The 23,480-nt window shown below is 71.5% G+C and carries 20 protein-coding genes; 9 read left to right on the top strand and 11 right to left on the bottom strand.

The window, feature by feature from the left end:
• Positions 1-245 precede the first annotated feature (245 nt).
• From EV562_RS34640 to EV562_RS34620, 5 genes are all read left to right on the top strand, one after another.
• On the top strand, positions 246-890 hold the full coding sequence (locus tag EV562_RS34640) for a hypothetical protein (RefSeq protein WP_133890831.1): 645 nt from the start codon (positions 246-248) through the stop codon (positions 888-890).
• A 23-nt stretch (positions 891-913) separates the two neighbouring features.
• Entirely contained in the window at positions 914-1,093 is a 180-nt protein-coding gene (locus EV562_RS34635) for a hypothetical protein (RefSeq protein WP_133890830.1), read from the top strand.
• 217 nt (positions 1,094-1,310) lie between these two features.
• Positions 1,311-1,709, top strand: a complete 399-nt coding sequence (locus EV562_RS34630; RefSeq protein WP_133890833.1) for a BlaI/MecI/CopY family transcriptional regulator — start codon at positions 1,311-1,313, stop codon at positions 1,707-1,709.
• Positions 1,710-1,718: 9 nt separating this feature from the next.
• Positions 1,719-2,228 carry an amino-acid N-acetyltransferase gene (locus EV562_RS34625; protein WP_133890829.1) on the top strand — a complete coding sequence of 170 codons (510 nt, stop codon included), beginning with the start codon at positions 1,719-1,721 and terminating at the stop codon, positions 2,226-2,228.
• Positions 2,229-2,543: 315 nt separating this feature from the next.
• Positions 2,544-2,882, top strand: a complete 339-nt coding sequence (locus tag EV562_RS34620; RefSeq protein ID WP_133890828.1) for an Lsr2 family protein — start codon at positions 2,544-2,546, stop codon at positions 2,880-2,882.
• On the opposite strand, the gene EV562_RS34615 is transcribed toward EV562_RS34620, so the two are convergent.
• Positions 2,883-3,827, bottom strand: coding sequence for an SCO3374 family protein (locus EV562_RS34615; RefSeq protein WP_133890827.1), 945 nt, complete (start codon positions 3,825-3,827; stop codon positions 2,883-2,885).
• 441 nt (positions 3,828-4,268) lie between these two features.
• Between EV562_RS34615 and EV562_RS34605 the strand changes: the two genes are divergently transcribed.
• Entirely contained in the window at positions 4,269-6,797 is a 2,529-nt protein-coding gene (locus EV562_RS34605) for an ATP-dependent Clp protease ATP-binding subunit (protein WP_133890826.1), read from the top strand.
• Positions 6,798-6,868: 71 nt separating this feature from the next.
• Here EV562_RS34605 and EV562_RS34600 read toward each other — a convergent pair whose 3' ends face one another.
• A complete protein-coding gene (locus EV562_RS34600; RefSeq protein WP_133890825.1) occupies positions 6,869-9,754 on the bottom strand; it encodes an NACHT domain-containing protein in 2,886 nt (961 codons plus the stop codon).
• Positions 9,755-9,814: 60 nt separating this feature from the next.
• On the bottom strand, positions 9,815-10,483 hold the full coding sequence (locus EV562_RS34595) for an HAD family acid phosphatase (RefSeq protein ID WP_133890824.1): 669 nt from the start codon (positions 10,481-10,483) through the stop codon (positions 9,815-9,817).
• A gap of 548 nt (positions 10,484-11,031) precedes the next feature.
• Between EV562_RS34595 and EV562_RS34590 the strand changes: the two genes are divergently transcribed.
• Positions 11,032-11,718, top strand: coding sequence for a M23 family metallopeptidase (locus tag EV562_RS34590; RefSeq protein ID WP_133890823.1), 687 nt, complete (start codon positions 11,032-11,034; stop codon positions 11,716-11,718).
• Between the two features lie 9 nt (positions 11,719-11,727).
• Here the strand turns inward: EV562_RS34590 and EV562_RS34585 are convergent, their stop codons facing one another.
• Complete coding sequence (locus EV562_RS34585) at positions 11,728-12,327, bottom strand: TetR/AcrR family transcriptional regulator (RefSeq protein ID WP_208298492.1); 600 nt, start codon at positions 12,325-12,327, stop codon at positions 11,728-11,730.
• A gap of 145 nt (positions 12,328-12,472) precedes the next feature.
• Between EV562_RS34585 and EV562_RS34580 the strand changes: the two genes are divergently transcribed.
• Positions 12,473-14,071, top strand: a complete 1,599-nt coding sequence (locus EV562_RS34580) for an MDR family MFS transporter (RefSeq protein WP_133890822.1) — start codon at positions 12,473-12,475, stop codon at positions 14,069-14,071.
• A 406-nt stretch (positions 14,072-14,477) separates the two neighbouring features.
• Here EV562_RS34580 and cseC read toward each other — a convergent pair whose 3' ends face one another.
• The 5 genes from cseC to EV562_RS34550 all read right to left on the bottom strand — a co-directional run bounded on the left by cseC (position 14,478) and on the right by EV562_RS34550 (position 19,376).
• Positions 14,478-16,088 carry a two-component system sensor histidine kinase CseC gene (gene cseC, locus EV562_RS34570; protein ID WP_133890821.1) on the bottom strand — a complete coding sequence of 537 codons (1,611 nt, stop codon included), beginning with the start codon at positions 16,086-16,088 and terminating at the stop codon, positions 14,478-14,480.
• Between the two features lie 14 nt (positions 16,089-16,102).
• Positions 16,103-16,807, bottom strand: a complete 705-nt coding sequence (cseB, locus tag EV562_RS34565; RefSeq protein WP_133890820.1) for a two-component system response regulator CseB — start codon at positions 16,805-16,807, stop codon at positions 16,103-16,105.
• Positions 16,808-16,930: 123 nt separating this feature from the next.
• On the bottom strand, positions 16,931-17,608 hold the full coding sequence (locus tag EV562_RS34560; protein WP_208298491.1) for a hypothetical protein: 678 nt from the start codon (positions 17,606-17,608) through the stop codon (positions 16,931-16,933).
• Positions 17,596-18,129 (bottom strand): SigE family RNA polymerase sigma factor, encoded by a 534-nt coding sequence (locus EV562_RS34555; protein ID WP_003975479.1) that lies wholly within the window; start codon positions 18,127-18,129, stop codon positions 17,596-17,598. The genes EV562_RS34560 and EV562_RS34555 overlap by 13 nt, the downstream gene beginning before the upstream one ends.
• A 320-nt stretch (positions 18,130-18,449) precedes the next feature.
• Positions 18,450-19,376: an A/G-specific adenine glycosylase gene (locus EV562_RS34550; protein WP_133890818.1), complete on the bottom strand. Its 927-nt coding sequence runs from the start codon at positions 19,374-19,376 to the stop codon at positions 18,450-18,452.
• A 182-nt stretch (positions 19,377-19,558) separates the two neighbouring features.
• Between EV562_RS34550 and EV562_RS35290 the strand changes: the two genes are divergently transcribed.
• Entirely contained in the window at positions 19,559-20,401 is an 843-nt protein-coding gene (locus EV562_RS35290; protein ID WP_166662163.1) for a hypothetical protein, read from the top strand.
• 11 nt (positions 20,402-20,412) lie between these two features.
• Here EV562_RS35290 and disA read toward each other — a convergent pair whose 3' ends face one another.
• Together disA and radA are read right to left on the bottom strand one after the other, a co-directional pair.
• Entirely contained in the window at positions 20,413-21,537 is a 1,125-nt protein-coding gene (disA, locus tag EV562_RS34535) for a DNA integrity scanning diadenylate cyclase DisA (RefSeq protein ID WP_030404779.1), read from the bottom strand.
• 81 nt (positions 21,538-21,618) lie between these two features.
• Positions 21,619-23,028 carry a DNA repair protein RadA gene (gene radA / locus EV562_RS34530; protein ID WP_133890815.1) on the bottom strand — a complete coding sequence of 470 codons (1,410 nt, stop codon included), beginning with the start codon at positions 23,026-23,028 and terminating at the stop codon, positions 21,619-21,621.
• Positions 23,029-23,480 lie beyond the last annotated feature (452 nt).

Below are 23,480 nucleotides of genomic sequence, written 5' to 3'. Positions count from 1 at the left end.
CCACCCACCGAACCCCAGGCGCTACACGCACCCCCACCGAACCCGCACAGGCGCCGCAGGCATCACACCCACCCAACCCGCACAGGCGCCGCAGGCATCCGCCCCCGCTACAACCGAACCCGCGCAGCCCGCCGCAGGGCATGACCCCCGCGCAACCGCCGGAGGCACCCGCATCCGGGTGGGCGTGTGCGCCACACCCGTGCCCCCTATGCGGAATTTGTCTGATTAGCGCGTATCGTCGCCGCATGCCCACGCCCTACGGACCCCGCGGCGGCATGGCGTTCGGTGCTCAGGAGCTGCGTGTGCTCCGGCGAGCCCTCGCCCTCGCCCTGAACCCCAGCCCGGTCTCGGCCCAGGAGGCCCAGGACTGTCTCCACCTCGCAGAGTCCCTCGACGAGGCGATGCGAGAGGGCGCCCGGCTGCGCGCCTTCCTGATGGCCGACCTCGCCCGGTACCGCGCCGCCCTCCCCGGCACCGCCACCGGCTACCTCGCGCTCCTGGACGAGGTGCTGGACGCCGGTCACCGCCCCGCCGAGGACGACCTCGCCGCTCTGGGCGCCCTGCGCGGCAACCCCGCCGCGGCCGCCCTCCTGGCCCGCTGCGGCCCCGCGACGGCCACGGCTCCCACCGCGGCCGCGGCCACCGGCACCGTCACGCTCCCCGCCGCACGCACCCACCTGCACGCCGTCCCCGGCGGCCGCCAGGCCGGCAGGGAGCCCGCCCAGAAGCCCGCACCGAAACCGGCCCCCCACCCCGCCCCGGCCGCCCCCAAGCGCCCCGTCCCCACCCCCGGCGAGGTGTTCCCCCGCCGCAAGCCGGCCCCGCCCGCTCCGCCCACCCCTCCGGCCCCTCCCGCCACGGACTCCCGGCACCACCTCGCGGCCGGCTGACGGCGCCTGGCTACCCTGGTCCCATGGACTACGTCTCCGCGCTCCTGCCCCCGGCCGTCATGGCCGTCTTCTTCATCGGCGTGATCCGGGTGATCGTGAAGACCCAGGGCGGCGCCAACAAGGCCAAGGAGGACGCGGTCGTCGACGCCGCCCTCGCGCGCGCGGAGGGCGCCCGGCAGGCGTCCCCGCACCCCGAGGCCTGACCGACCCGAACCACCCGACCACCCGGACCACCCGGACCACCCGGATCACCGGACCCACCTGGCCCCACCCGGACCACCTGGGACCGACCCGCGTACGGCTCCCCCGAGCGACTCGGCGGAGCCGTACGCCTCTTTTGTGCCCGTTTGCCGAGGAAGCCGCACGTCCGGCACGCGATCGACCCGATCTCCCACTATCGTTCGAAGCGTGCCTCGCCCATTGGGAGAACTCGAAGACGCGGTCATGACGAGGGTGTGGAAGTGGAACCGCCCCGTGACCGTTCGAGAAGTCCTGGAAGACCTCCAACAGGAACGGTCCATCGCGTACACCACGGTGATGACCGTTTTGGACAATCTCCATCAGAAGGGCTGGGTGCGCCGCGAGTCCGAAGGCCGCGCCTATCGATATGAGGCGGTCTCCACTCGCGCCGCCTACGCCGCCGCCCTCATGAACGACGCCTGGTCCCAGAGCGACAACCCCGCCGCGGCCCTCGTCGCCTTCTTCGGCATGATGAGCGAGGAACAGCGCCGGGCACTCGGAGACGCCATCCGCATCGTGCAGGGACCGGAAACCCCCGCGCCGGGACCCGGCGCGGTACCGGACGGCGGCGGGCGATAGCGTCCCCACATGCCAATTGCCATCAGCGTCCGCCGGGCCCGCACCAGGGATGTCCCGGACGTACGCCGGCTCCTCGACGCGTACGTCCGTGACCGCATCCTGCTCGACAAAGCGATGGTGACGCTTTACGAGAGCATCCAGGAGTTCTGGGTCGCGGAACGGGACGACAACGCCGAGGTGGTCGGCTGCGGCGCCCTGCACGTGATGTGGGAAGACCTCGCGGAAGTGCGCACTCTCGCCGTGAAGCCCGGCCTGAAGGGCGCGGGCGTCGGGCACCGGTTGCTGGAGAAGTTGCTGCACACGGCACGACAGCTCGGTGTTCGCCGCGTTTTCTGTCTGACCTTCGAAGTGGACTTCTTCGCCAAGCACGGCTTCGTGGAGATCGGGGAGACGCCGGTCGACACCGATGTCTACGCCGAGCTGCTGCGTTCCTATGACGAGGGCGTTGCGGAGTTCCTCGGTCTCGAACGAGTGAAACCGAACACCCTGGGCAACAGTCGGATGCTTCTGCATCTGTGAGCGCCGCACAACAGTAGGCGACCGCGGTCCTTCGCGACCGTTCGGGAGTCCTTGAGAGTCCCGGGGATCGCTTCGGAGTCCTTCACCGCCGATCGAGGTTTATTCCATCGACGCGCCCTTCAACGGTTCCCTATGTCCGAAACGCGCATGTTTTCGGCCCGTGGTCGGGCTACCGGTCTCCGCCGGGGGTTTGTGTTTTTCCGGCAAAAGCGGTTTGCTTTCCGGCGTACTGCAGTACTGCATATAACAAGGGACGGCGATACGGCGGACGCCGGCGGACCCCCGCCCCTCACGTTATCGATGAAAGGAAATCCGGTGGCACAGAAGGTTCAGGTCCTTCTTGTCGACGACCTCGACGGCGGCGAGGCAGACGAGACCGTGACGTTCGCACTGGACGGCAAGACCTACGAGATCGACCTCACCACCGCCAACGCGGACAAGCTCCGCGGTCTTCTCGACCCGTACTTGAAGGGTGGCCGTCGCACCGGGGGCCGCGCCTCGGGCGGTCGCGGCAAGGCGCGCGCCGCCGCTTCCGGCGGCAGCCAGGACACCGCGGCGATCCGCGCCTGGGCGAAGGAGAACGGCTGGGACGTCAACGATCGCGGTCGGGTTCCCGCGAAGGTCCGCGAGGCGTACGAGCAGGCCAACGGCTGATCATCCGACCCGCGCCACGGGCCGTGCCCGCGGCGGGACGTCGGCGGTGAGGCGTACGCGGTGGCACTGCGTGGCCAGTGTGTGGACCAGCCGGGCGAGATCGGGGGCGGTCCCGGCGCACCCCAGGGCCGACAGCGCAGGCAGCGAGGGCTCGACCTCGCACCCCGGCTTCGGGGGCCGCAGCCAGACGGCGGCCCCCCGCAGGCCGTCGCGGTCCGGGGGACGCGACGGCAGGCGGGCCGATCGGGACGGGCCCTCCTGCGATCCGACCGAACCGGTCCGTCCGACCGGGCGGCTTTCCTGCGAAGCGACCGAACCGGCCGATCCGACCGGGCGCCCTTCCTGTGAAGCGACCGAACTGGCCGATCCGACCGGGCGGCCCTCCTGCGATCCGACCGGACCGGCCGCCCCCGCCGCCCCCTCGTGACCCTCATGCGAGCCGCAGGACCGGGGCGATTCGTGCCGACCCTCGTGCGGCCCGCAGGGTCCGGACGATCCGCGCGGACCGTCCGGCCCGGGCTCCGGGACGAGCGGGGCCTCCACGAGGCCGCCCGCCCCGACCGCCGTCAGGTCCAGCGCCGGCGCCAGCGAACCCCACTCCAGCCACTCCAGCAGCCCGGGCAGCTCGTCCGCGCCACCCGCCGCCACGAGCAGCAGCATCCGCTCGCCGCGGAGAGCCACCGGAAACCCCGGGGGCGTCCGCCCGCTCCGCCCGAGCCGCTCCAGGGTCGCGTACCCGGCCGAGGCGGGTACGTCGAGGACGTCGAAACGGACGCCCGTGCGCAGCCGCACCGGCTCCCCCGGGACCGTCGGCCAACCGAGCCCGCTCTCGTACCACCACCGCGTCCGCTCCCCGGCCGGGCCGCCGACGCCGGTGGGCCGGCGGGGCGACGGCACGACGGGGGCCGCGGGAGCGACGGGGACCGGGTGCGGGGCGCCAACCATGCCAAGTGCAACAGTCGGAAGAGCCGCCGGGTTACGCTGAGTGCCGTAAAGAATGCTCAGAGTGTCGGAAAGGGGCGGTAGGAGGGGGCGTACGGGGGTGCGGGGAGGCGCAAGGTTGTTCGCCCGTAGCGGAGGGAACCGGTGCGCGCGGCATGGAGTGTCGGTCCCCGCGGGTAAGACATCCCTAGTGGGAGGGGGCGACTTGCGGATCGGGCCGTCTCGCGTTCGCCATCGGCGTACTGGCGAGTGGGGTAAGTGCCTGGCCTGCGGGAACATCGTCTCGCACCATCGGGTTGTGGCAGATGTCGGCGTCAGGGGTCAGGAGGCCATCGACGGTGTCGGCAGTTGGAATGAGCGGTCCCCGCTTGCGGGACTAAGCTGCGGAAGGACAGGGAGGGGAAGTTCCCCCCACTGCCTGACCGCTCTGAGGAGCGATTAACGATGTTCGAGAGGTTCACCGACCGCGCGCGGCGGGTTGTCGTCCTGGCTCAGGAAGAAGCCCGGATGCTCAACCACAACTACATCGGCACCGAGCACATCCTCCTGGGCCTGATCCACGAGGGTGAGGGTGTCGCCGCCAAGGCCCTTGAGAGCCTCGGGATTTCGCTCGAGGCGGTCCGCCAGCAGGTGGAGGAGATCATCGGGCAGGGCCAGCAGGCCCCGTCGGGTCACATCCCCTTCACCCCCCGTGCCAAGAAGGTCCTGGAGCTGTCGCTCCGCGAGGCCCTCCAGCTGGGTCACAACTACATCGGCACGGAGCACATCCTGCTCGGCCTGATCCGTGAGGGCGAGGGCGTCGCCGCCCAGGTCCTGGTCAAGCTGGGCGCAGACCTCAACCGGGTGCGGCAGCAGGTCATCCAGCTGCTCTCCGGCTACCAGGGCAAGGAGACCGCCGCCGCCGGCGGTCCTGCGGAGGGCACGCCCTCCACGTCCCTGGTCCTCGACCAGTTCGGCCGGAACCTCACCCAGGCCGCTCGTGAGTCCAAGCTCGACCCGGTCATCGGGCGCGAGAAGGAGATCGAGCGGGTCATGCAGGTGCTGTCCCGCCGTACCAAGAACAACCCGGTGCTGATCGGTGAGCCCGGCGTCGGCAAGACCGCCGTCGTCGAGGGCCTCGCGCAGGCCATCGTCAAGGGCGAGGTGCCCGAGACCCTCAAGGACAAGCACCTCTACACCCTGGACCTCGGTGCGCTGGTCGCCGGCTCCCGCTACCGCGGTGACTTCGAGGAGCGCCTGAAGAAGGTGCTCAAGGAGATCCGCACCCGCGGCGACATCATCCTGTTCATCGACGAGCTGCACACGCTGGTCGGTGCGGGTGCCGCCGAGGGCGCCATCGACGCCGCGAGCATCCTCAAGCCGATGCTGGCCCGCGGTGAGCTGCAGACCATCGGTGCGACCACGCTGGACGAGTACCGCAAGCACCTGGAGAAGGACGCGGCCCTCGAGCGCCGCTTCCAGCCGATCCAGGTCGCGGAGCCGTCGCTGCCGCACACGATCGAGATCCTCAAGGGTCTGCGCGACCGCTACGAGGCCCACCACCGCGTCTCCATCACGGACGAGGCACTCGTCCAGGCGGCGACGCTCGCCGACCGCTACATCTCGGACCGCTTCCTGCCGGACAAGGCGATCGACCTGATCGACGAGGCCGGTTCCCGGATGCGCATCCGCCGGATGACCGCGCCGCCGGACCTGCGCGAGTTCGACGAGAAGATCGCCGGCGTCCGCCGCGACAAGGAGTCCGCGATCGACTCGCAGGACTTCGAGAAGGCCGCCTCGCTCCGCGACAAGGAGAAGCAGCTCCTGGCCGCGAAGGCCAAGCGGGAGAAGGAGTGGAAGGCCGGCGACATGGACGTCGTCGCCGAGGTCGACGGCGAGCTGATCGCCGAGGTCCTCGCCACGGCGACGGGCATCCCGGTCTTCAAGCTCACGGAGGAGGAGTCGTCCCGCCTGCTGCGCATGGAGGACGAGCTCCACAAGCGGGTCATCGGCCAGGTCGACGCCGTCAAGGCGCTGTCCAAGGCGATCCGCCGTACCCGTGCCGGCCTGAAGGACCCGAAGCGTCCCGGTGGCTCGTTCATCTTCGCCGGTCCGTCCGGTGTCGGTAAGACGGAGCTGTCCAAGGCGCTCGCGGAGTTCCTCTTCGGCGACGAGGACGCGCTGATCTCCCTCGACATGTCGGAGTTCAGCGAGAAGCACACGGTCTCGCGCCTCTTCGGTTCGCCCCCCGGCTACGTGGGCTACGAGGAGGGCGGTCAGCTGACGGAGAAGGTCCGCCGCAAGCCGTTCTCGGTCGTCCTCTTCGACGAGGTCGAGAAGGCCCACCCGGACATCTTCAACTCGCTGCTGCAGATCCTGGAGGACGGTCGCCTGACCGACTCCCAGGGCCGGGTCGTGGACTTCAAGAACACGGTCATCATCATGACGACCAACCTCGGCACCCGGGACATCTCCAAGGGCTTCAACCTCGGCTTCGCCGCCGCGGGTGACACGAAGTCCAACTACGAGCGCATGAAGAACAAGGTCCAGGACGAGCTCAAGCAGCACTTCCGGCCCGAGTTCCTCAACCGTGTCGACGACGTGGTCGTCTTCCCGCAGCTCAGCCAGGAGGACATCCTGCGGATCGTCGACCTGATGATCCAGAAGGTGGACGAGCGCCTCAAGGACCGGGACATGGGCATCGAGCTCTCCCAGTCCGCCAAGGAGCTGCTGTCCAAGAAGGGCTACGACCCGGTGCTGGGCGCGCGGCCGCTGCGCCGCACGATCCAGCGCGAGGTCGAGGACACGCTGTCGGAGAAGATCCTCTTCGGCGAGTTGCGTCCCGGTCACATCGTGGTCGTGGACACCGAGGGCGAGGGCGACACCAAGACCTTCACCTTCCGGGGTGAGGAGAAGTCGGCCCTCCCCGACGTCCCGCCGATCGAGCAGGCGGCCGGGGGCGGCGCGGGTCCGAACCTGAGCAAGGAGGCGTAGCCCTCCGGGGGTGAGCCTGAAAGGGGCTGCCCGGGACTTCGGTCCCGGGCAGCCCCTTTTCTCTGCCCGCGTCAGACGAGGGTGACCGCGACGTGGGGGAGGAGTGTGGTCAGCCGGCTGTCGTCGTGGACCGAGACGTCCAAGTCCAGAGAGGCCAGTCGCGGCAGGCTGGTCAGTTCCTCCCAGTCGATGGAGTCGGCCGGCCGGCCGGGCAGGCTGAGGTGTTCGAGCGTGTCCCAGTGGGACAGTCCTCGAAGACCGGTGTGCCTCGTGCTGTCGGGGCCCAGGTACAGCCACCGCAAGGGCGCCTGCGCCGGCAGCGAATCGGTCAGGCGGGGGCCTGGGAGCTGCTGTGAGACGGACAGTGCTCGGAGTGAGTCCAGGCTGCCCAGGCCGGTGAGATCGGTGTCGCCGAAGATCGTGAGGCTTTCGAGTCGCAGCGTCGAAAGCCTTCCCACGCCACGTGCGGACGCGCAGTTCATCAGCGCCAGGTGGCGCAGGTGGCCGAACGCCGCCAGGGGGGCCAGGTCGGTCAGGTCTCGGTTGTTCAGAATGTGCAGCGCCTCGACCGTGCCCGGGGCCCGTACACAGGTGACGAGGTCGGTCGTGGCATGGGTACCGCGGAACGAGAGCTCCCTCCACGGGCGCATCTCGCCGATCGCCACCCGCTGTGCCTGGGTCTCGCAGGTCAGCATCAGGTCTGTCCGGTCCAGATGATCCAGCACCTCCCTCGCGTATTCTCGCGCGTCGAAGCGGCCCCATGTGCCCACCAGCTGTCGTCGCACGGACAGCGAGCCGTGGTCGCGGAACCGGCGCAGCACCGCCAGGCAACCGCCCGGCTCCAGCTCTGCCAACAGCGAGGCCGCCACGGCCACCCCGTGGGCCTCCCTGTCCGTCAGCCCTTCAGGCCCCGGCAGCAGTTCCAGCACCAGGAGACCGGCCTCCACCAGCGCCCTGGCCTCCTGCGTGGACCCCGGAGGGATCAGGGCCCCCGCCCGGGCCTCCACCTCCGCCCGTACCGTCGGGTCCAGCGCGGTCGCGTGTTCCAGGCAGGCCAGGGCCAGCAGGGTCAGCCGCGGGGTCTCCTCCGCCAGCAGCCGCCGCAGCAGCACCGCCCGCTCGCCGGGACGAGCGTGGGCCACCGCCATGCGGATGACGTCCTCCCACTGCGTGTCGCCCGCACGGCCCGCGAGGACGTCGAGGTGCCCCTCCTCGACGGCGTACCGCGCGCCCAGGTAGTCCTGGAAGGTGCGGTGGACGAAGTCCAGGGTGCCCTCGCCTGGCCGCCGCAGCAGCCCGCTGCGCAGGACCAGCGCCCGCAGGACCGTCGCCGCGTCACCCTGCCCCGCCGCCGAGACCACCGACGGCAGCGCGCGCTCCACGATGCCCTCGGCCGTCTCCACCGCCATCTCCGTGCGCCCGCTCAGCACCAGCGCGTAGGCCAGCCGCTGGAGCAACTCCAGTTGGGCCTCCTCGCTCAGCTCGACCGTCTCCATGCCCCGCTCCCGGTCCCGGCGGGCCAGCAGCATCGTGAGGGCGGCGTCGTACAACTCCTTGCGCCCGGCGGGGAGGTAGCCCCGGCGTTCCCGGTGCAGGGCGCAGATCAGGCCGCACATCAGGGGGTTGGTGGCGAGCCGGGCCAAGTCGCGCTTGGTGCGCAGGGAATCCAGCAGCCGGGCCTCGAACTCGGGGGCCTCGGCCGCCGCGTGCCAGCGCCGTACGAAGGTCGTCACATCGTCCCGGCGCATCGGGGTGAGGGCGAGTTCCCGGAAGCCCTCCGCCGCCAGCCAGTCGGCGCGTACGGCGGTGGGGCGGGAGGTGAGCAGCCAGCGGTTGCCGGGGAAGGCGCGGATGAGGGCGATGAGCCAGTCACGGGTGCGGTTACGGTCGGCGGCCGGGATCTCGTCCAGGCCGTCGACGAGGACCAGGCCCCGGCCGGCGCCCAGTACCCGTTCCGTCCAGCCTTCCGGAGGGGCGAGCGGGCTGCCCACAACGGTGAGGAATGCCGCGGGGGAGGGCAGCGTGCCCGCCCGGATCAGCGTGCGCAGCGGCAGTACGTACGGGATCCGGGTGCCGTCCCGGGCGGCGGTCACCGCGAGCCACTGCACCAGCGTCGTCTTGCCGGAGCCCGCGTCGCCGCGCAGCAGTACGCGGTCGTGGGCGGTCAGCGCGGCCTCGGCGGGGAGGCGGACGGTGCGTTCCGGTTCGGGGGAGTCCCCCGGAAGCGGAGCGCGCTCCTCCTCCGTGGTCGCCTCCAGGCTCAGATACGCGACCTCCAACGGCCACCGGTCCGGCGAGTCGCGCAGGTCGATGCCGTAGATGGTGATGCGGTTGTGCCGGTCGGCGACGTACGGCAGGTAACGGCGCTCGAACGCCGTGTCCCGGGCGTCCGGGCGGGGGACGCGGGTGATCAGCTCGTCGACCTTCGCGATCAGCTCCGCCTGGCCCCTGGTCTGGGCGACCAGCGTCCGCGCGACGAACGTCGACCGGCGGGTGAAGAACTCCAGGACGTGCAGACAGGCCCACTCGGTGGCCGAGTCGAGGAAGTAGCCCGCGTCGGCGGACAGTCCGGCCCCGGACCCCGCGGCGGAGGCCTGCCGGCACAGGCGTGCGGCCAGTTCGGCGTGTCCCAGCCGCACCGCCTGGACGTCGTCCATGTCCAGGTCGCCCAGGGCGAGGAGCCGCCCCGTCAGCGCGTCGGTGACGGCCGTCTCCTCGTCGCGGGGGAAGGGCGGCTCGCCGGGGGAGTCCAGGGAGCCCGACACCAGCGTCGCGGCGAGCCCCCGCACCTCCCTCTCGCCCAGCGTGCGCCGCTCGCCCCGGAAGGACACCAGGCGCGCCAGCCGGACCGGCCGGTCGACCAGTCCGGCGCCGGGCCCTTGCGGGACGAACAGCTTCTTCACCAGGGGGGCGACCAGTGCGGACGCCAACTTCCCGCCCAGTACCGCCGGTTCCATGCGCCACCCCCGTGGTCGGTCGTCGTCCACGGGAGCCTATCCGGCGTCAGGACAGGTGCGTCAGGACAACTGACCGCCGTAGTCGGGGAGCTTGAAGGTCTTCTCGGCGTGGCCGCCCGACAGGTCGGTGGCGCTGTTGCCGATGTTCGCGATGATCGTGTAGCCGTCCGACTCGATCTCGGCGCGCTGTTCCGTCTTGTACGCGGCGACGTCCTTGAACAGGTCGAGGAGGCCGCGGACGTACAGCCCGGAGGAGTCGTACCCGGCGTGCGCGAGGTTCCATTCGGTGGGCACCTCGATGATGCCGGGGCGCGCGGTCACGAAGAACAGGGCGACGCCGCGTTCCTGGGCGTACCGGGCTGCTTCCAGGACCGGGCGGTTGGCGGGCTGGGGGAAGCTGAAGCCGAAGTCGGTCTCCAGGGAGGTGTTGTCGATGTCGAGGACGATCGCCTGCTTCTCGCCGGGGGCGGCGTCGGCGATCCGTTCCTTCAGGTACGGCAGGGCCGCGTCCATCACGGCCCTGCAGTCCCGCTGCCAGGTGTCGTAGTCGACGTCCGCGGCGGCGGTCGCGGACGCGGTCACCGCGGCCGGGGCGGACGGGTCGTCGGCGGGAGCGGCGACGGCGGGTGTGACCGTCACCGAGAAGGCCGCCGCGGTGACGGCGGTCGCGGCGAGGGCACGCTTCCACGGGAGCCGGGCCGGTCTGGTCTGTCCGTTCTGTCCGGTCATGGGGGGTGGGGTCCTCTCATGCCTGCGCGGATGCCTGACGGCACCAAGTTGTCGCGTACATGTTCGCCCGGACAAGTGGCGGGACGGCAACGATTGGGTTACTGGGCGGTAGTCGTACGGCGAGGCGGGGATTCCTGTGACGCCGACCACGCTCAACGCCCAGGTCAGGCCCCTTTCGGGAGGGGGCGGGGGGTGGTCGCGGCAGTAGCCCGGGTCACATCCGCGGGGTGTTCGGGCGGGGTCGCCGGTGATGTGCCGCACAGGCGATTCGGGCGGTACTACGGGGAATAGTGGATGCCGCAAGAGCTACCAAAAACGGCATATAACCGCGATGCGGTGCGCTCTTCGCGGGACTCTGAGCTGGTTTTGTCCTGATTGATTGCTGTGTCGTGAGCTGGGAAGTATCGCGCTCAAGTACTACTTAGAGTCGTAGGTCACACCTTTGTGCGCTTTGGGTCGGTCGGGTTACCAAGGTGGAGCCCGCCCGGTGAGCGCCTTGTGCGTCCCGCCGGTGGGCATTCCTCTGCACCCGTCCCCATGAGGTTCGAATGTTTCCGCGTGTCACGTCCCGTTCTTCCCGTACGACCATCCGCACCCGCGCCGCGGTGATGGCCGCCGGCCTCGGAGCCTCGGTCGCACTGGGAGCCGGGGTCGCGGCCGCCACCGGCACCACGGCGGCCTCCAGCACCACCACCGCCGCGAGCGCCGTAGAGGCCCAGGCCGCCGCGCAGGCCAAGGCGGCGAAGGCCGAGAAGGCCGCCGCGAGCGCGAAGAAGACCGTCACCGCCAAGAAGACGGCGGCCAAGAAGAAGGCCCCCACCTGGGTCGACCCGGTCAAGAAGTACGAGCTGAGCGCCAGCTTCGCCCAGAACGGCGGCATGTGGGCGCACAAGCACAGCGGCCAGGACTTCGCCGTGCCGATCGGCACCAACGTCGTCGCGGCCCACGGCGGCACCGTGGTGAAGGCCGGCGGCAACGGCGCCGGCGACGGCCCCGCCTACGGCAACGCGATCGTCGTCAAGCACGGCAACGGCACGTACTCCCAGTACGCGCACCTGTCCAAGATCAACGTGAAGATCGGCCAGGTCGTGAAGACCGGCCAGTCGATCGCCAAGTCCGGCAACACCGGAAACTCCAGCGGTCCGCACCTGCACTTCGAGATCCGCACGACCCCGAACTACGGCTCCGCCGTGGACCCGGTCTCCTTCCTGAAGTCCAAGGGTGTGACCGTCTGACGGTCCGGGCTACGCGCCCCCGGCTCCCCGGTGGGCCTGGGTGATCAGATCGGTGGCGACCTCGAGAACGGCAGCACGCTGTTCCTCGGGGTCGCCTTCGAGGTCCCGGAGCACGAACATCCCGGCGTGCAGCGTGAACAGCGCCGTGATGCAGCGGACCTGGTCGACCAGCTCCGCCTCGGGGTCCATGAGGATGTCGCGCAGACCGAACATCCGGTGCTTGAACAGCTCGCCGATCCGCAGGTCGCGTACCGTCGCCTGGTTCTCCTGCATGAAGCGGAACAGCGGCGCCGCGCCGGCCAGCGCCTCGCTGTAGCGGCGGATGATCTCCTGTTTCGTCGCCAGGGTGTGCGGCTGCTCCCGCCCCCAGTCGATCAGGTCCTCCAGCGGCCGCGAGAGATCCTCGAAGATGCTGACGAGGATCTCTTCCTTGGTCTTGAAGTGGTAGTAGAGCGCGGCCTTGGTGACGTCCAGACGCTCGGCGATCTCACGCAGCGAGGTCTTCTCGTACCCCTGCTCCGCGAAGAGTTCGAGCGCCACGTCCTGGATGCGCTGGCGGGTGTCCCCGCGGCGTCGCTGCTGCTTGGTGCCGTTCATTGTGCCGCCCATCCTCCTACGCACCTCCTGCCCCGCGCACTTTCCGAAAAACTTACTTGACGACCGGCTAGTTACGCGCCTACCTTTCCCAGTGTAGAGAACTTGCCGGGCGGCAAGTAAGTGGCAAGGGCACAGCGTAGCTGGGGGAGTAGGAGAAATGGCGGAGAAGACGGAGGCGGCGACCGGAGACGCCGGTGCCGGCAAGCAGCCGAGGAGCGTGCGGGTCGTCCTGCTCGCCCTCATGATCGCGATGATGCTCGCGATGCTCGACAACATGATCATCGGCACCGCGATGCCGACGATCGTGGGCGAACTGGGCGGCCTGGAGCACCTCTCCTGGGTCGTCACGGCCTACACCCTCGCGACCGCGGCCTCCACCCCGCTGTGGGGCAAGCTCGGCGACATGTACGGCCGCAAGGGCTCGTTCATGTCCTCGATCGTGATCTTCCTGATCGGCTCGGCGCTCAGCGGCATGGCCCAGGACATGGGTCAGCTCATCGCCTTCCGCGCCGTCCAGGGCCTGGGCGCCGGCGGTCTGATGGTCGGCGTGATGGCGATCATCGGCGACCTGATACCGCCCCGGGAGCGCGGCAAGTACCAGGGCATGATGGCCGGCGTCATGGCGCTGGCGATGATCGGCGGACCGCTGGTCGGCGGCACCATCACCGACCACTGGGGCTGGCGCTGGTCCTTCTACATCAACCTGCCGCTCGGCGCGGTCGCCCTGGTCGCCGTCAGCGCCGTCCTGCACCTGCCGAAGAAGCGGAGCCAGGCGCGCATCGACTATCTCGGCGCCGCGCTGCTCACCATCGGCATCACGGCCATCGTCCTCGTCACCACCTGGGGTGGCACGGAGTACGCCTGGACCTCCGCGCGGATCATGGAACTGATCGGCATCGGCGTCGCCGCGCTGATCGGGTTCGTGTTCTGGCAGACCAGGGCTGCGGAGCCGATCGTGCCGCTGCACATCTTCCGCAGCCGCAACTTCACGCTGATGTCCTTCATCGGCTTCATCGTCGGCTTCGTGATGTTCGGCGCCACCCTCTTCCTGCCGCTGTACCAGCAGTCGGTGCAGGGCGCGTCCGCCACCAACTCCGGGCTGCTGCTCCTGCCGATGCTGGGCGCGATGCTCGTGACGTCGATGGTCGCGGGGCGGGTCACCACCAACACCGGCCGCTACAAGATCTTCCCGTTGGCGGGCGGTGCGCTGATGACGGTGGGCCTGTTCCTGCTGTCGACCATGGACACCGAGACCACCCGCTTCACCTCCGGCCTGTACATGGCCGTGGTCGGTCTCGGCATGGGCTGCCTGATGCAGATCACCATGCTGGTGGCGCAGAACAGCGTGGAGATGAAGGACATGGGCGTGGCGTCCTCGTCCACCACCCTCTTCCGCACCCTCGGCTCCTCCTTCGGCGTCGCGATCATGGGCGCCCTGTTCAACCACCGCGTCCAGGACGTCATGGCCGAGCGGGCCCCGGCCGCGGGCGCCAAGGCGACGCAGGAGTCGGCGACGCTGACCGCGGACGCGCTGAACGCGCTGCCGGCGGCGGTCCGCGAGGCCTATCAGCACGCCGTCTCCTCCGGCACCCACGGCGCGTTCCTGCTGGGCTCCGCGGTCGCGGTGCTCGCCCTGGTCGCGGCGGTCTTCGTGAAGGAGGTCCCGCTGAAGGGCGCGGGCCCGAAGGCGGCCGACGCCCCGGCCGACGGCGACGACGCCGCCGCGGTGAAGGCGTCGGTGACCGAGGCGGTCTGACCCGCGGCGGTCCGCCGCCCGCGCTCTCCGCACCCGCCCCCGGGTGGCTCAGGCCGCCCGGGGGCCTCGTCGTACCCGGTGCCGGCGGGGCGGGACGGGAGGAGCACGGACGAGGCCCTGGACGCGAGGAGAGCGCCGGACGGTCACGAAGACGCTCCTGCCGCCCGTCCCGGTCCTCCTGCCGGGCCAGGAACTCCTCGAACGCCGCCTGCCGCTTCGGATCCATGAACCCCTGGCGCACGCGGCGGGCCGCCCCCCTCCCACCCGAACGTGACCGTGACGGGCTCGCCGACCGCCTCGGCCGGTCCGAGCACCCGCTCCAGCTCGTCGTTGATCGGGTGGCTGGCCTCTGCCGCGATCCGTACGCCCACGCCGCCTCATTGCTTCGGCCGTACGGGAACCGCCGTCAGGCTCCGCGGGCCGGCGACGACGCCCCGCCGCTCGTCCGGTCCGGCAGCATCGGGTAGCTCCCGGTGTTGGTCGGTGCGTGTTCCGGCAGCCACAGGACGGCGACCGCGCCCTCGGCCGGTATGTGGTCGGGAGCACCGGCCGGGCGGACGTTGCGGAAGGTGAGCCGGGCGCCCAGGACCCGGGCCTGACCGGCCGCGATGGTCAGACCGAGGCCGTGACCGCGGCCCGCCCGGTCCGTGCTGCCGGTGCGGAACCGGCTCGGCCCCTCGGCGAGCAGGTCCTCGGGGAAGCCGGGGCCGTGGTCCCGCACCCGGATCACCCGGCCCTCGACGCTGACCTGGACGGGCGAGCGGCCGTGCCGGGCCGCGTTGGCGAGCAGGTTGAACAGCACGCGCTCCAGGCGGCGCGGGTCGGTGGTGACCTCCGACTCGTGGATCACCCGCACCTCGACGCTCGGGTCCTTCGCCGCGACCCGCCGGGACACGAAGTGACCCAGCATGATGTCCTGCAGCTCGGCCCGCTCCGAGGCCCCGTCGAGCCGGGCCACCTCCAGGACGTCCTCGACGAGCGTGCGCATCGCCTTCGCCCGGTCGAGGACCAGCTCGGTGGGACGGCCCGGCGGCAGCAGCTCGGCGGCCGTGAGCAGGCCGGTCACCGGGGTGCGCAGCTCGTGCGCGATGTCCGCGGTGACCCGGCGCTCCGCCTCGATCCGCTGCTGCAACGCGTCCGCCATCGCGTCCACGGCACGCGCGACGTCGTCCGTCTCGTCCCGCACGACGCCGCCGATGGCGTCGCGCACCCGGACGTCCGCCTCACCGCCCGCGACCCGGTTCGCGGCCGCGGCGGCCTTGCGCAGCCGGCGCGACAGCTGACCGCCGATGAGCACGCCCAGCGCGCTGCCCCCGAGGACGACCGCGATCGAGCCGATCACCAGCGCCTGGTCCAGGTCGCTGAGGATGTCCGCGCTGCGGTCGGTGAAACCGGAGTGCAGCGACATCACGTGCCCGTCCTTGAGCGGCACGGCCGCCCAGATGTCCGTCACGCCGTTCGCCTGCTCGGAGACGTACGTGGCCCGCCGTCCCGCCTCGACCTTGCGGCGCAGCTCCGGCGGCAGGGCGGGGTCGTCGATCTGGGCGTTGGGGAAGTTCTGCCGGCCGGAGAGCTCGTAGTTGCGCTGGGCGATCAGGACCCGGTCGTCGGCGAGGTCTCGGGCGTTGTCGAGCATCGACACCCGGGCCGCGTTGTGCACGACCAGGCTCAGGGCGATCGCCACCAGCGCGCCGACCAGCGCGATGGCCGCGCTCAGCTTCCAGCGCAGCCCGGTGCGGATGCCGAGGGCCCGGAGACCGCGCGCACCGCGGCCCTTCGCACCGGTATCTCCCGTGCCGGGGCGGCCCGCCCCGGCGCCGCGGACACCGTGGCCGCCCGCGTCGGCGTCGCCCGCGCCCCGGACGCGCGCCCGCCCGCCCGGCCCCGGACGTCCGCCCGGCCCCGTGCGCTCACCCCGTCCCGTGCGCCCACCCTGTCCCGTGCGCCCACCCGGGACCCCGTGGTCGTATGGGTGCCCCGGTGGTGAGGCGGTCCGGCGTCGGAAGAACCCCCGCATATCCCTGTCCCCGCTCAGGCCTTCAACTTGTAGCCGAAGCCGCGGACCGTCTCGATCCGGTCCTGGCCGATCTTGGTGCGCAGCCGCTGCACGTGCACGTCGACGACGCGGGTGTCCCCGCCCCAGCCGTAGTCCCACACCCGCTCCAGCAGCTTGTCGCGCGAGAGCACGGTGCCCGGCGCGGAGGAGAACTCCAGCAGCAGCCGCATCTCGGTCGGGGTGAGCCCCACCGGCTGCCCGGCCCGGTGCACCTCCATGCCGTCGGTGTCCACCTCCAGATCGCCGAAGGTGAGCACGCCCCCGGTGTCCGCGCCGCCGCCCGGGTCCGCCCGGTCGCCGCCCCCGGCGTGACCGAAGCGGCGCAGCACGGCACGGATCCGGGCGACGAGAACGGCGCCGTCGAACGGCTTGGTCACGTAGTCGTCGGCGCCCGCCTCCAGGCCGAGCACCACGTCGATGGAGTCCGCCCGCGCCGACAGCATGATCACCGGCACCGTGGACTCGTCCCGGATGCGGCGGCACAGGCTGACGCCGTCGAGGCCGGGCAGCATGACGTCGAGGAGGGCGATGTCCGGGCGGTCGGCCCGGAAGGACTCCAGGCCCGAGAGCCCGTCGGGCATCGCGGTGACCGCGAAGCCGTCCCGCTCCAGGGCGAGCTGGGTGGCCTCGCGGATGACATCGTCGTCCTCGACGAACAGGACGTGGGTCTGGTCTGCCATCCCGGTGCTCTCAGTCCTCAGGGTGTGGTCGGGTCGAAGGGGCCGCCGGCTCACGAACGGCATTCACTCGGTCATCGGTGCGAGCGGCCCGATCGGTTCACGTCGGCCGGCGCGGCGCACGGGTCAGCTGTCCGGCTCGGGAGCCGGGGTGGGCCCGTTGCCCGCGGCCTTGCTGTAGTCGTTGCGGGTGCGGTACCGCTCGGTGAACCGGTCCGACGCCCAGCGGTAGGTGATCACGTTCTCGCCGGACGGGCTCGACACCGGGTCGCCCTTCTCGTACACCTGCTTGGTCACCACCAGGTCGCCGCGGTCGATCTCCGCGTAGACCGGAGGCTCCTCGGCCTTGAACACGTTCTGATAGGCGCCGTCCTCCTCGCGGTAGACGTAACTGCCCACGCCCACCGCGTCACCGCAGGTCAGCACGTTCACGACGACGTCGTCCGCCGAGCCCGCGGTCAGCTTCCCGTACGACACGTCGACGGGGTACTCGTCGGCGACGCACGGCTTCAGCTCGCGCTTGACCTCCGCGGAGACCTTGGGATCGGCCTTGACGAGCCGTACGGCGTCCACGCGGTCGGGGGCCTTCGACGGGGAGGCCTTCGCCGCGGGCGCGGGGGACGAGGAGGCGGCGCCGCCCACCGCGTCCGCGTGGGCGGGTCCCTCGTCGCGGGCGCCGGTGCCACCGGTCCCGCAGCCGGACAGGGAAACGCCGAGGGCGACGAACACGGCCACCGCCGTACCCGTCGCCTGCGTGGTTCTCCGGGTCCTCCCGGATGTCCGACCGTCGGTCAGGCCGCGCAACGCTCCCGCTCCTCACGCTCCAGCGCCCGTGCGTCCAGATCGCGGGCGACCAGCTCCTCGCGGAGCCGGGCGAGCGCCCGGTGCAGCGTGCTCTTGACCGTTCCCGCCGACATGCCGAGGGCGGCGGCGGTCTCCTCCGTTGACATCTGCTCCCAGTGTCGCAGCACCACGACGCTGCGCTGCTTCGGGGCGAGCACCTTGAGGACGTCCATCAGGAGGGCGCGGTCCGCGTGCTGCTCGGTGGCGTCGTCCATGGGGGACTCGGGGAGCTGCTCGGTCGGCACCTCCTCCAGCTTCCGCGCCCGCCACCACTCGGTCCGGGTGTTGATCATCACCCGGCGCAGGTAGGCGTCCGCGAGACGCTTGTCCTCGATGGTCTCCCAGCGCCCGTACGTCCGGGCCAGCGCGGTCTGCAGCAGGTCCTGGGCGTCGACGGGGTCGGGGACCAGGCGCCGGGCACTGCGCAGCAGCGCGTCCTGCCGGGTGCGGACGTACTCCTCGAACTCGAGCACCTCGCCCATGTCAACCGCCTTCCGATCCCCGTCATCCGGCGGTGGTCACCGCCGGCCCACTGCGTGTGGTCCGTAGTCGTGCCGTGCCCCCTGGGCACGCAAACGAAGGTAGGGAAGCGTTGTCACGGCGCTGTGCGATGCAGCCTGCGGCAAACCCTCGGCTGTCCGTCGGTTGTGTAACGGAAGGAGGAACCGGGTAAATCGGCAGCCCACTTGATGGGGGTACCGGCCGATTTGCCCGATCTCGGCGTCGTCACGGAGCACCCGGCAGCCGTCACAGACGCATCTTCGGCCCCCGTGCCCTCCCACGACCGTGCGGTGGCCGTACGTCAGCCCAGCGGCAGCCGGTACAGCCCGTCCGCCAGCGGCTCCACCAGGCCGTCGGCCACGAGCCCGTCCAGGGCGCGGGCGCGCTGGACCGGTTCCTGCCAGACCTGGTCGAGGGCCGCCTGGGACACCGGCCCGGTCGCCTCCCGCAGCACCGCGAGCAGCCGTCCGCGCACCTGCCGGTCGGTGCCCGCGTACGTCTGGCCGCGGCGCGGCGGCCCGTCGTGGGCGGGCTTGCCGGCCAGCCGCCACGCGCACCTGGCCGCGATCGGGCAGCGGTGGCACGACTCGTTCTTCGCCGTGCAGACCAGGGCGCCCAGTTCCATCGAGGCGGCGGCCCAGCGGGCGGCGCTCGCCTCCTCGTCCGGCAGCAGCGCCCGCGCCAGCTTCCGCTCGGCGGCGGTCGTGGCGTTCGGCGGGTACTGCACGCCGGTGACCGCCCGGGCGAAGACCCGGCGGACGTTGGTGTCCAGGACGGCGTGCCGCTGGCCGTAGGCGAACGAGGCGACCGCGGCCGCCGTGTACTCGCCGATGCCCGGCAGTGCCAGCAGCTGGGCGTGGTCGGCGGGTACGTCGCCGCCGTGCCGTTCCGTTATGGCCGCGGCGGCGCCGTGCAGACGCAGCGCGCGACGCGGGTAGCCGAGCCGGCCCCAGGCGCGCACGGCCTCGCCGGGTGCCTCGGCGGCGAGGTCGGCGGGGCGCGGCCAGCGGGCCAGCCACTGCTCGTACACGGGCAGGACGCGACTGACCGGCGTCTGCTGGAGCATGAACTCGCTGACCATCACACCCCAGGCACCGGCCTCGGGCCGCCGCCACGGCAGATCGCGGGCGTGCTCGTCGAACCAGTCGATGACGGGGGCGTGCAGCGGCACACCGGGCGCGGCGGGGTCGGAGGGTCCGCCTGGCGAGGGCTTCGTGGGCGCAGTCATGGCCCTCCGATCCTGCCACGGGAGGACCTCCGCACGGGAACTCGCCACCCGCTGTCGGCCAGGACGCCACCCGGCCTCGGCAGGGGGCCACCACGGTCTCCGGAATGATGATCCGTAAAAGTTGCGAGCACGAACGGCGGGTGGGACAGGGGAACGCGCCGATCTCTCGTACAGTTTGCGCCGTGGGATCTCTGCGCAATCCGGTCGGGCCGCTTCCCTCCTCCATCTACTGGCGACGGAGGGCCGTACTGCTGTCTCTTTTCGCCCTGTTGGCGCTGTTGATCACGTGGATCGTGGTCTCCGGCGGCGGGGGAGGCGGCAAGGGGCACGACGACGGGGCGGACGGCAAGAACCCCGCGCCGTCGATCACTCCGGGCCCCTCGGGTTCCGGCCCGGCGATCAGCCAGGCACCGGGCGGGCGCGACGAGTCGGGCGGCGGTGACTCCAACGGCTCGGGCTCCGGTACGAGTTCGGGCGGCGGCGACGGATCGGGCGCCGGATCGGGCTCCGGCGGAGGCGAGTCCGACGGCGGCGGAGCGGGCAGCGGTGGTGCCGGGGGTTCCGCGGGCGGCGCGGTGACCGGCGTCGGCGCGGGCGACGCGCTGCCGGCCGGTGCGGCCCTGCCCGACTGCACGCCGGGCGCCGTGAAGTTGAGCCTGCGCAGCGTCCACAACAGCTACACGCCCGGACAGACCCCGGCCTTCGAACTGACCGCGCGCAACACCTCGGGCAGCGACTGCAAGGTCGATCTCGGCCCGGAGCACGCGGTGTTCACCATCACCCCGGCCAGTGGCGACGACACCTACTGGGCCTCCGACGACTGCGTCAAGGGCAAGGGCAGCCTGCGGTACCGGGTGGCCGCCGACAGCGGCATCACCTACACCGTGAAGTGGGACCGCAAGCCGAGCGCCCCCGAGTGCGGGACGCCTCCGGCCGGTTCGGCCAAGCCGGGCACCTACCTGGTGGAGGCCAAGGCCGCCGGATTCGAGAAGGTGCGGACGTCCTTCGTCCTGAAGAGCGACTGAGCCGGGGCGGCTCAGACGTAACGCTCCAGGATCGAGGACTCCGCCAGCCGCGAAAGACCCTCGCGCACACTGCGGGCCCGCGCCTCGCCGACACCGTCCACCGTCTGGAGGTCGTCGACGCTGGCGGCGAGCAGCTTCTGCAGGCCGCCGAAGTGCTCCACCAGCCGGTCGATGATCGCCCCGGGCAGCCGCGGCACCTTGGCAAGCAGCCGGAAACCGCGCGGGGAGACCGCCGAGTCCAGCGTCTCGGGCGATCCCGTGTAGCCCAAGGCCCGTGCCACCGTCGACAGTTCGAGCAGCTCGGCGTGGCTGAGCTTGTCCAGCTCGGCGAGCGCCTCGTCGACCGTGCGGGAGCGCTTGGCGGTCGGCTCGGGCACGTAGTCCCGCACGACCAGCTCGCGCTCCGGCTCCACTCCGGCGATCAACTCGTCCAACTGCAGCGCCAGGAGCCGCCCGTCCGTCCCCAGCTCCACCACGTACTCGGCGATCTCGGTGGCGATCCGGCGCACCATCTCGAGCCGCTGCGCGACCGCCGAGACGTCCCGGACGGTCACCAGGTCCTCGATCTCCAGGGCCGACAGCGTGCCCGCGACCTCGTCGAGGCGCAGCTTGTACCGCTCCAGGGTGGCCAGCGCCTGATTGGCCCGCGACAGGATGGCGGCGGAATCCTCCAGCACCCGCCGCTGCCCGTCCACGTACAGCGCGATCAGCCGCATCGACTGGGAGACCGACACCACGGGGAACCCGACCTGCTTGCTGACCCGGTCCGCCGTGCGGTGCCGGGTGCCGGTCTCCTCCGTGGGAATGGTCGGATCCGGAAGGAGCTGCACTCCGGCCCGCAGGATCTTCGACAGGTCCGACGAGAGCACGATGCCGCCGTCGAGCTTGCACAGCTCACGCAGCCGGGTCGCGGTGAACTCGACGTCCAGCACGAAACCGCCGGTGCACATCTGCTCGACGGTCTTGTCGGAACCCAGCACGATCAGACCGCCGGTGTTGCCGCGCAGGACCCGCTCCAGGCCGTCGCGCAGGGACGTGCCGGGCGCCACGGCGCTCAGTGAGGCGCGCATCAGGCCATCGGCACCGGCACTCCCACCGGACTTTCCGGGAGCTGCTGCCCGGTCGTTGGCTGCCACTGCACTCCTCCGGTCGCAGGTTCTTCTGGCGCTCCCGCGTCGCACATTCGGTCGTACGGACGGGCGAGACCAGGGCAAAGTCTACCGGCGGTCCCCCTCCTCCCGTGGGGCCTCTCGCCGACGCGAGCGCGGAAGCACCCGCAGGGCCTCTCCCATGTCCGCGACTTCCAGGACCTTCATACCGTCGGGGACCCTGCCCGGGTCCGCCGGCACCAGGGCATGCGTGAAGCCCAGCCGGTGCGCCTCGGAGAGCCTGCGCTGCACCCCCGTGACCCGTCTCACCTCTCCGGCGAGACCCACTTCGCCGATCGCGACGAGGTTCTTGGGCAGCGGGGTGTCACTGGCCGCACTCGCCAACGCCAGCGCGACGGCGAGGTCGGCCGCCGGCTCGGAGAGCTTCACGCCCCCCACCGTCGCACTGTAGATATCCCTTTTGCCCAGCGCGCTGATGCGCCCCCGCTGCTCAAGCACGGCCAGCATCATCGACACCCGCGAGGTCTCGAGCCCCGAGGTCGTACGCCGCGGCGACGGAATCTGCGAGTCGACGGTCAGCGCCTGCACCTCGGCGACCAGCGGCCGGCGCCCCTCCAGGGTGACGGTCAGGCAGGTCCCGGGCACCGGCTCGGCACGCCGGGTGAGGAACAGCCCGCTGGGATCGGCAAGCCCCGTGATCCCTTCGTCGTGCAGCTCGAAACAGCCGACCTCGTCCGTCGTCCCGTACCGGTTCTTGACGCCCCGCACCAACCTCAGCCGCGCGTGCCGGTCGCCCTCGAAGTGCAGGACGACGTCCACGAGGTGCTCGAGGAGCCGCGGCCCGGCGATGGCCCCGTCCTTGGTGACGTGGCCCACGAGGAGCGTGGACATGCCGCGCTCCTTGGAGGCACGGATCAACGCCCCCGCCACCTCGCGCACCTGCGCCATGCCGCCCGGGGCGCCGTCGATCTCGGGCGAGGCGACGGTCTGCACGGAGTCCAGGATCAGCAGCGACGGCTTGACGGCGTCCAGGTGTCCGAGCACCGCCGAAAGGTCGGTCTCGGCGGCGAGATACAGATGGTCGTCGATGGCGTGGATCCGGTCGGCCCGCAGGCGCACCTGGCTCGCCGACTCCTCACCGGTGACGTACAGCGTCCGGTGCTCGTCGCTCGCGGACTTGGCCGCCACGTCCAGGAGCAGCGTGGACTTGCCGACGCCGGGCTCCCCGGCGACGAGCACCACGGCTCCGGGCACCAGCCCGCCGCCCAGCACCCGGTCCAGCTCGGGCACCCCGGTCGAGCGGGCGGTGGCCTGCCGCCCGTCGACCTGCCCGATCGGCACGGCCGACGTGGTGACGCGCCCCGGCGTGGTCGTACGCACGGCGGGCGCGCCGTACTCCTCGACCGTGCCCCACGCCTGGCATTCGGGGCAGCGGCCGAGCCACTTGGCCGTCTGCCAGCCGCACTCGGTGCAGCGGTAGGACGGCCGTTCCTTGGCGGACTTCGTACGGGCAGCCATGCACGAACGGTAACCGCCCCCACTGACAACGGACCCCGGGGTCCGCCCCGGGCGCCCGGCGAAGGTGTGGCCGGCGGGCCGACGCGGAAGCGGGGGAAGCGGGGGGTGGGCCACGTCCCGGCGTTTCCCGGTGGCCCGGGGCGGGTGCAGGCGCGAGGAGACGCGTGCCCGGCGCTGCCGGGGTGCCGCTGCGCCCACCCGTGCCGCCCCAGCGGCACGACTGCCCGCAGCGGGGCGGGGAAGCCGCGTACGGCGGGGAGGGGACGGGGCGGGGGGTGTCCGCCCGCAGCGGTTGGCGCGTCAACAGAGTTCACTTCTGCGGCTAACCGATTCCGCGCCGTTCCGAGGACGGACACCCCCCCCCCCGGCCCCCCACCACCCACCGAACCCAAGGCGCTACACGCACCCCCACCGAACCCGCACAGGCGCCGCAGGCATCGCAGAAACCGAAC

The sequence above is a fragment of the Streptomyces sp. BK208 genome, from assembly GCF_004364245.1.
Taxonomy (GTDB): Bacteria; Actinomycetota; Actinomycetes; order Streptomycetales; family Streptomycetaceae; genus Streptomyces.
The sequence above is the reverse complement of the archived record's forward strand: the minus strand, read 5'-3'. Positions and strand labels throughout refer to the sequence as shown.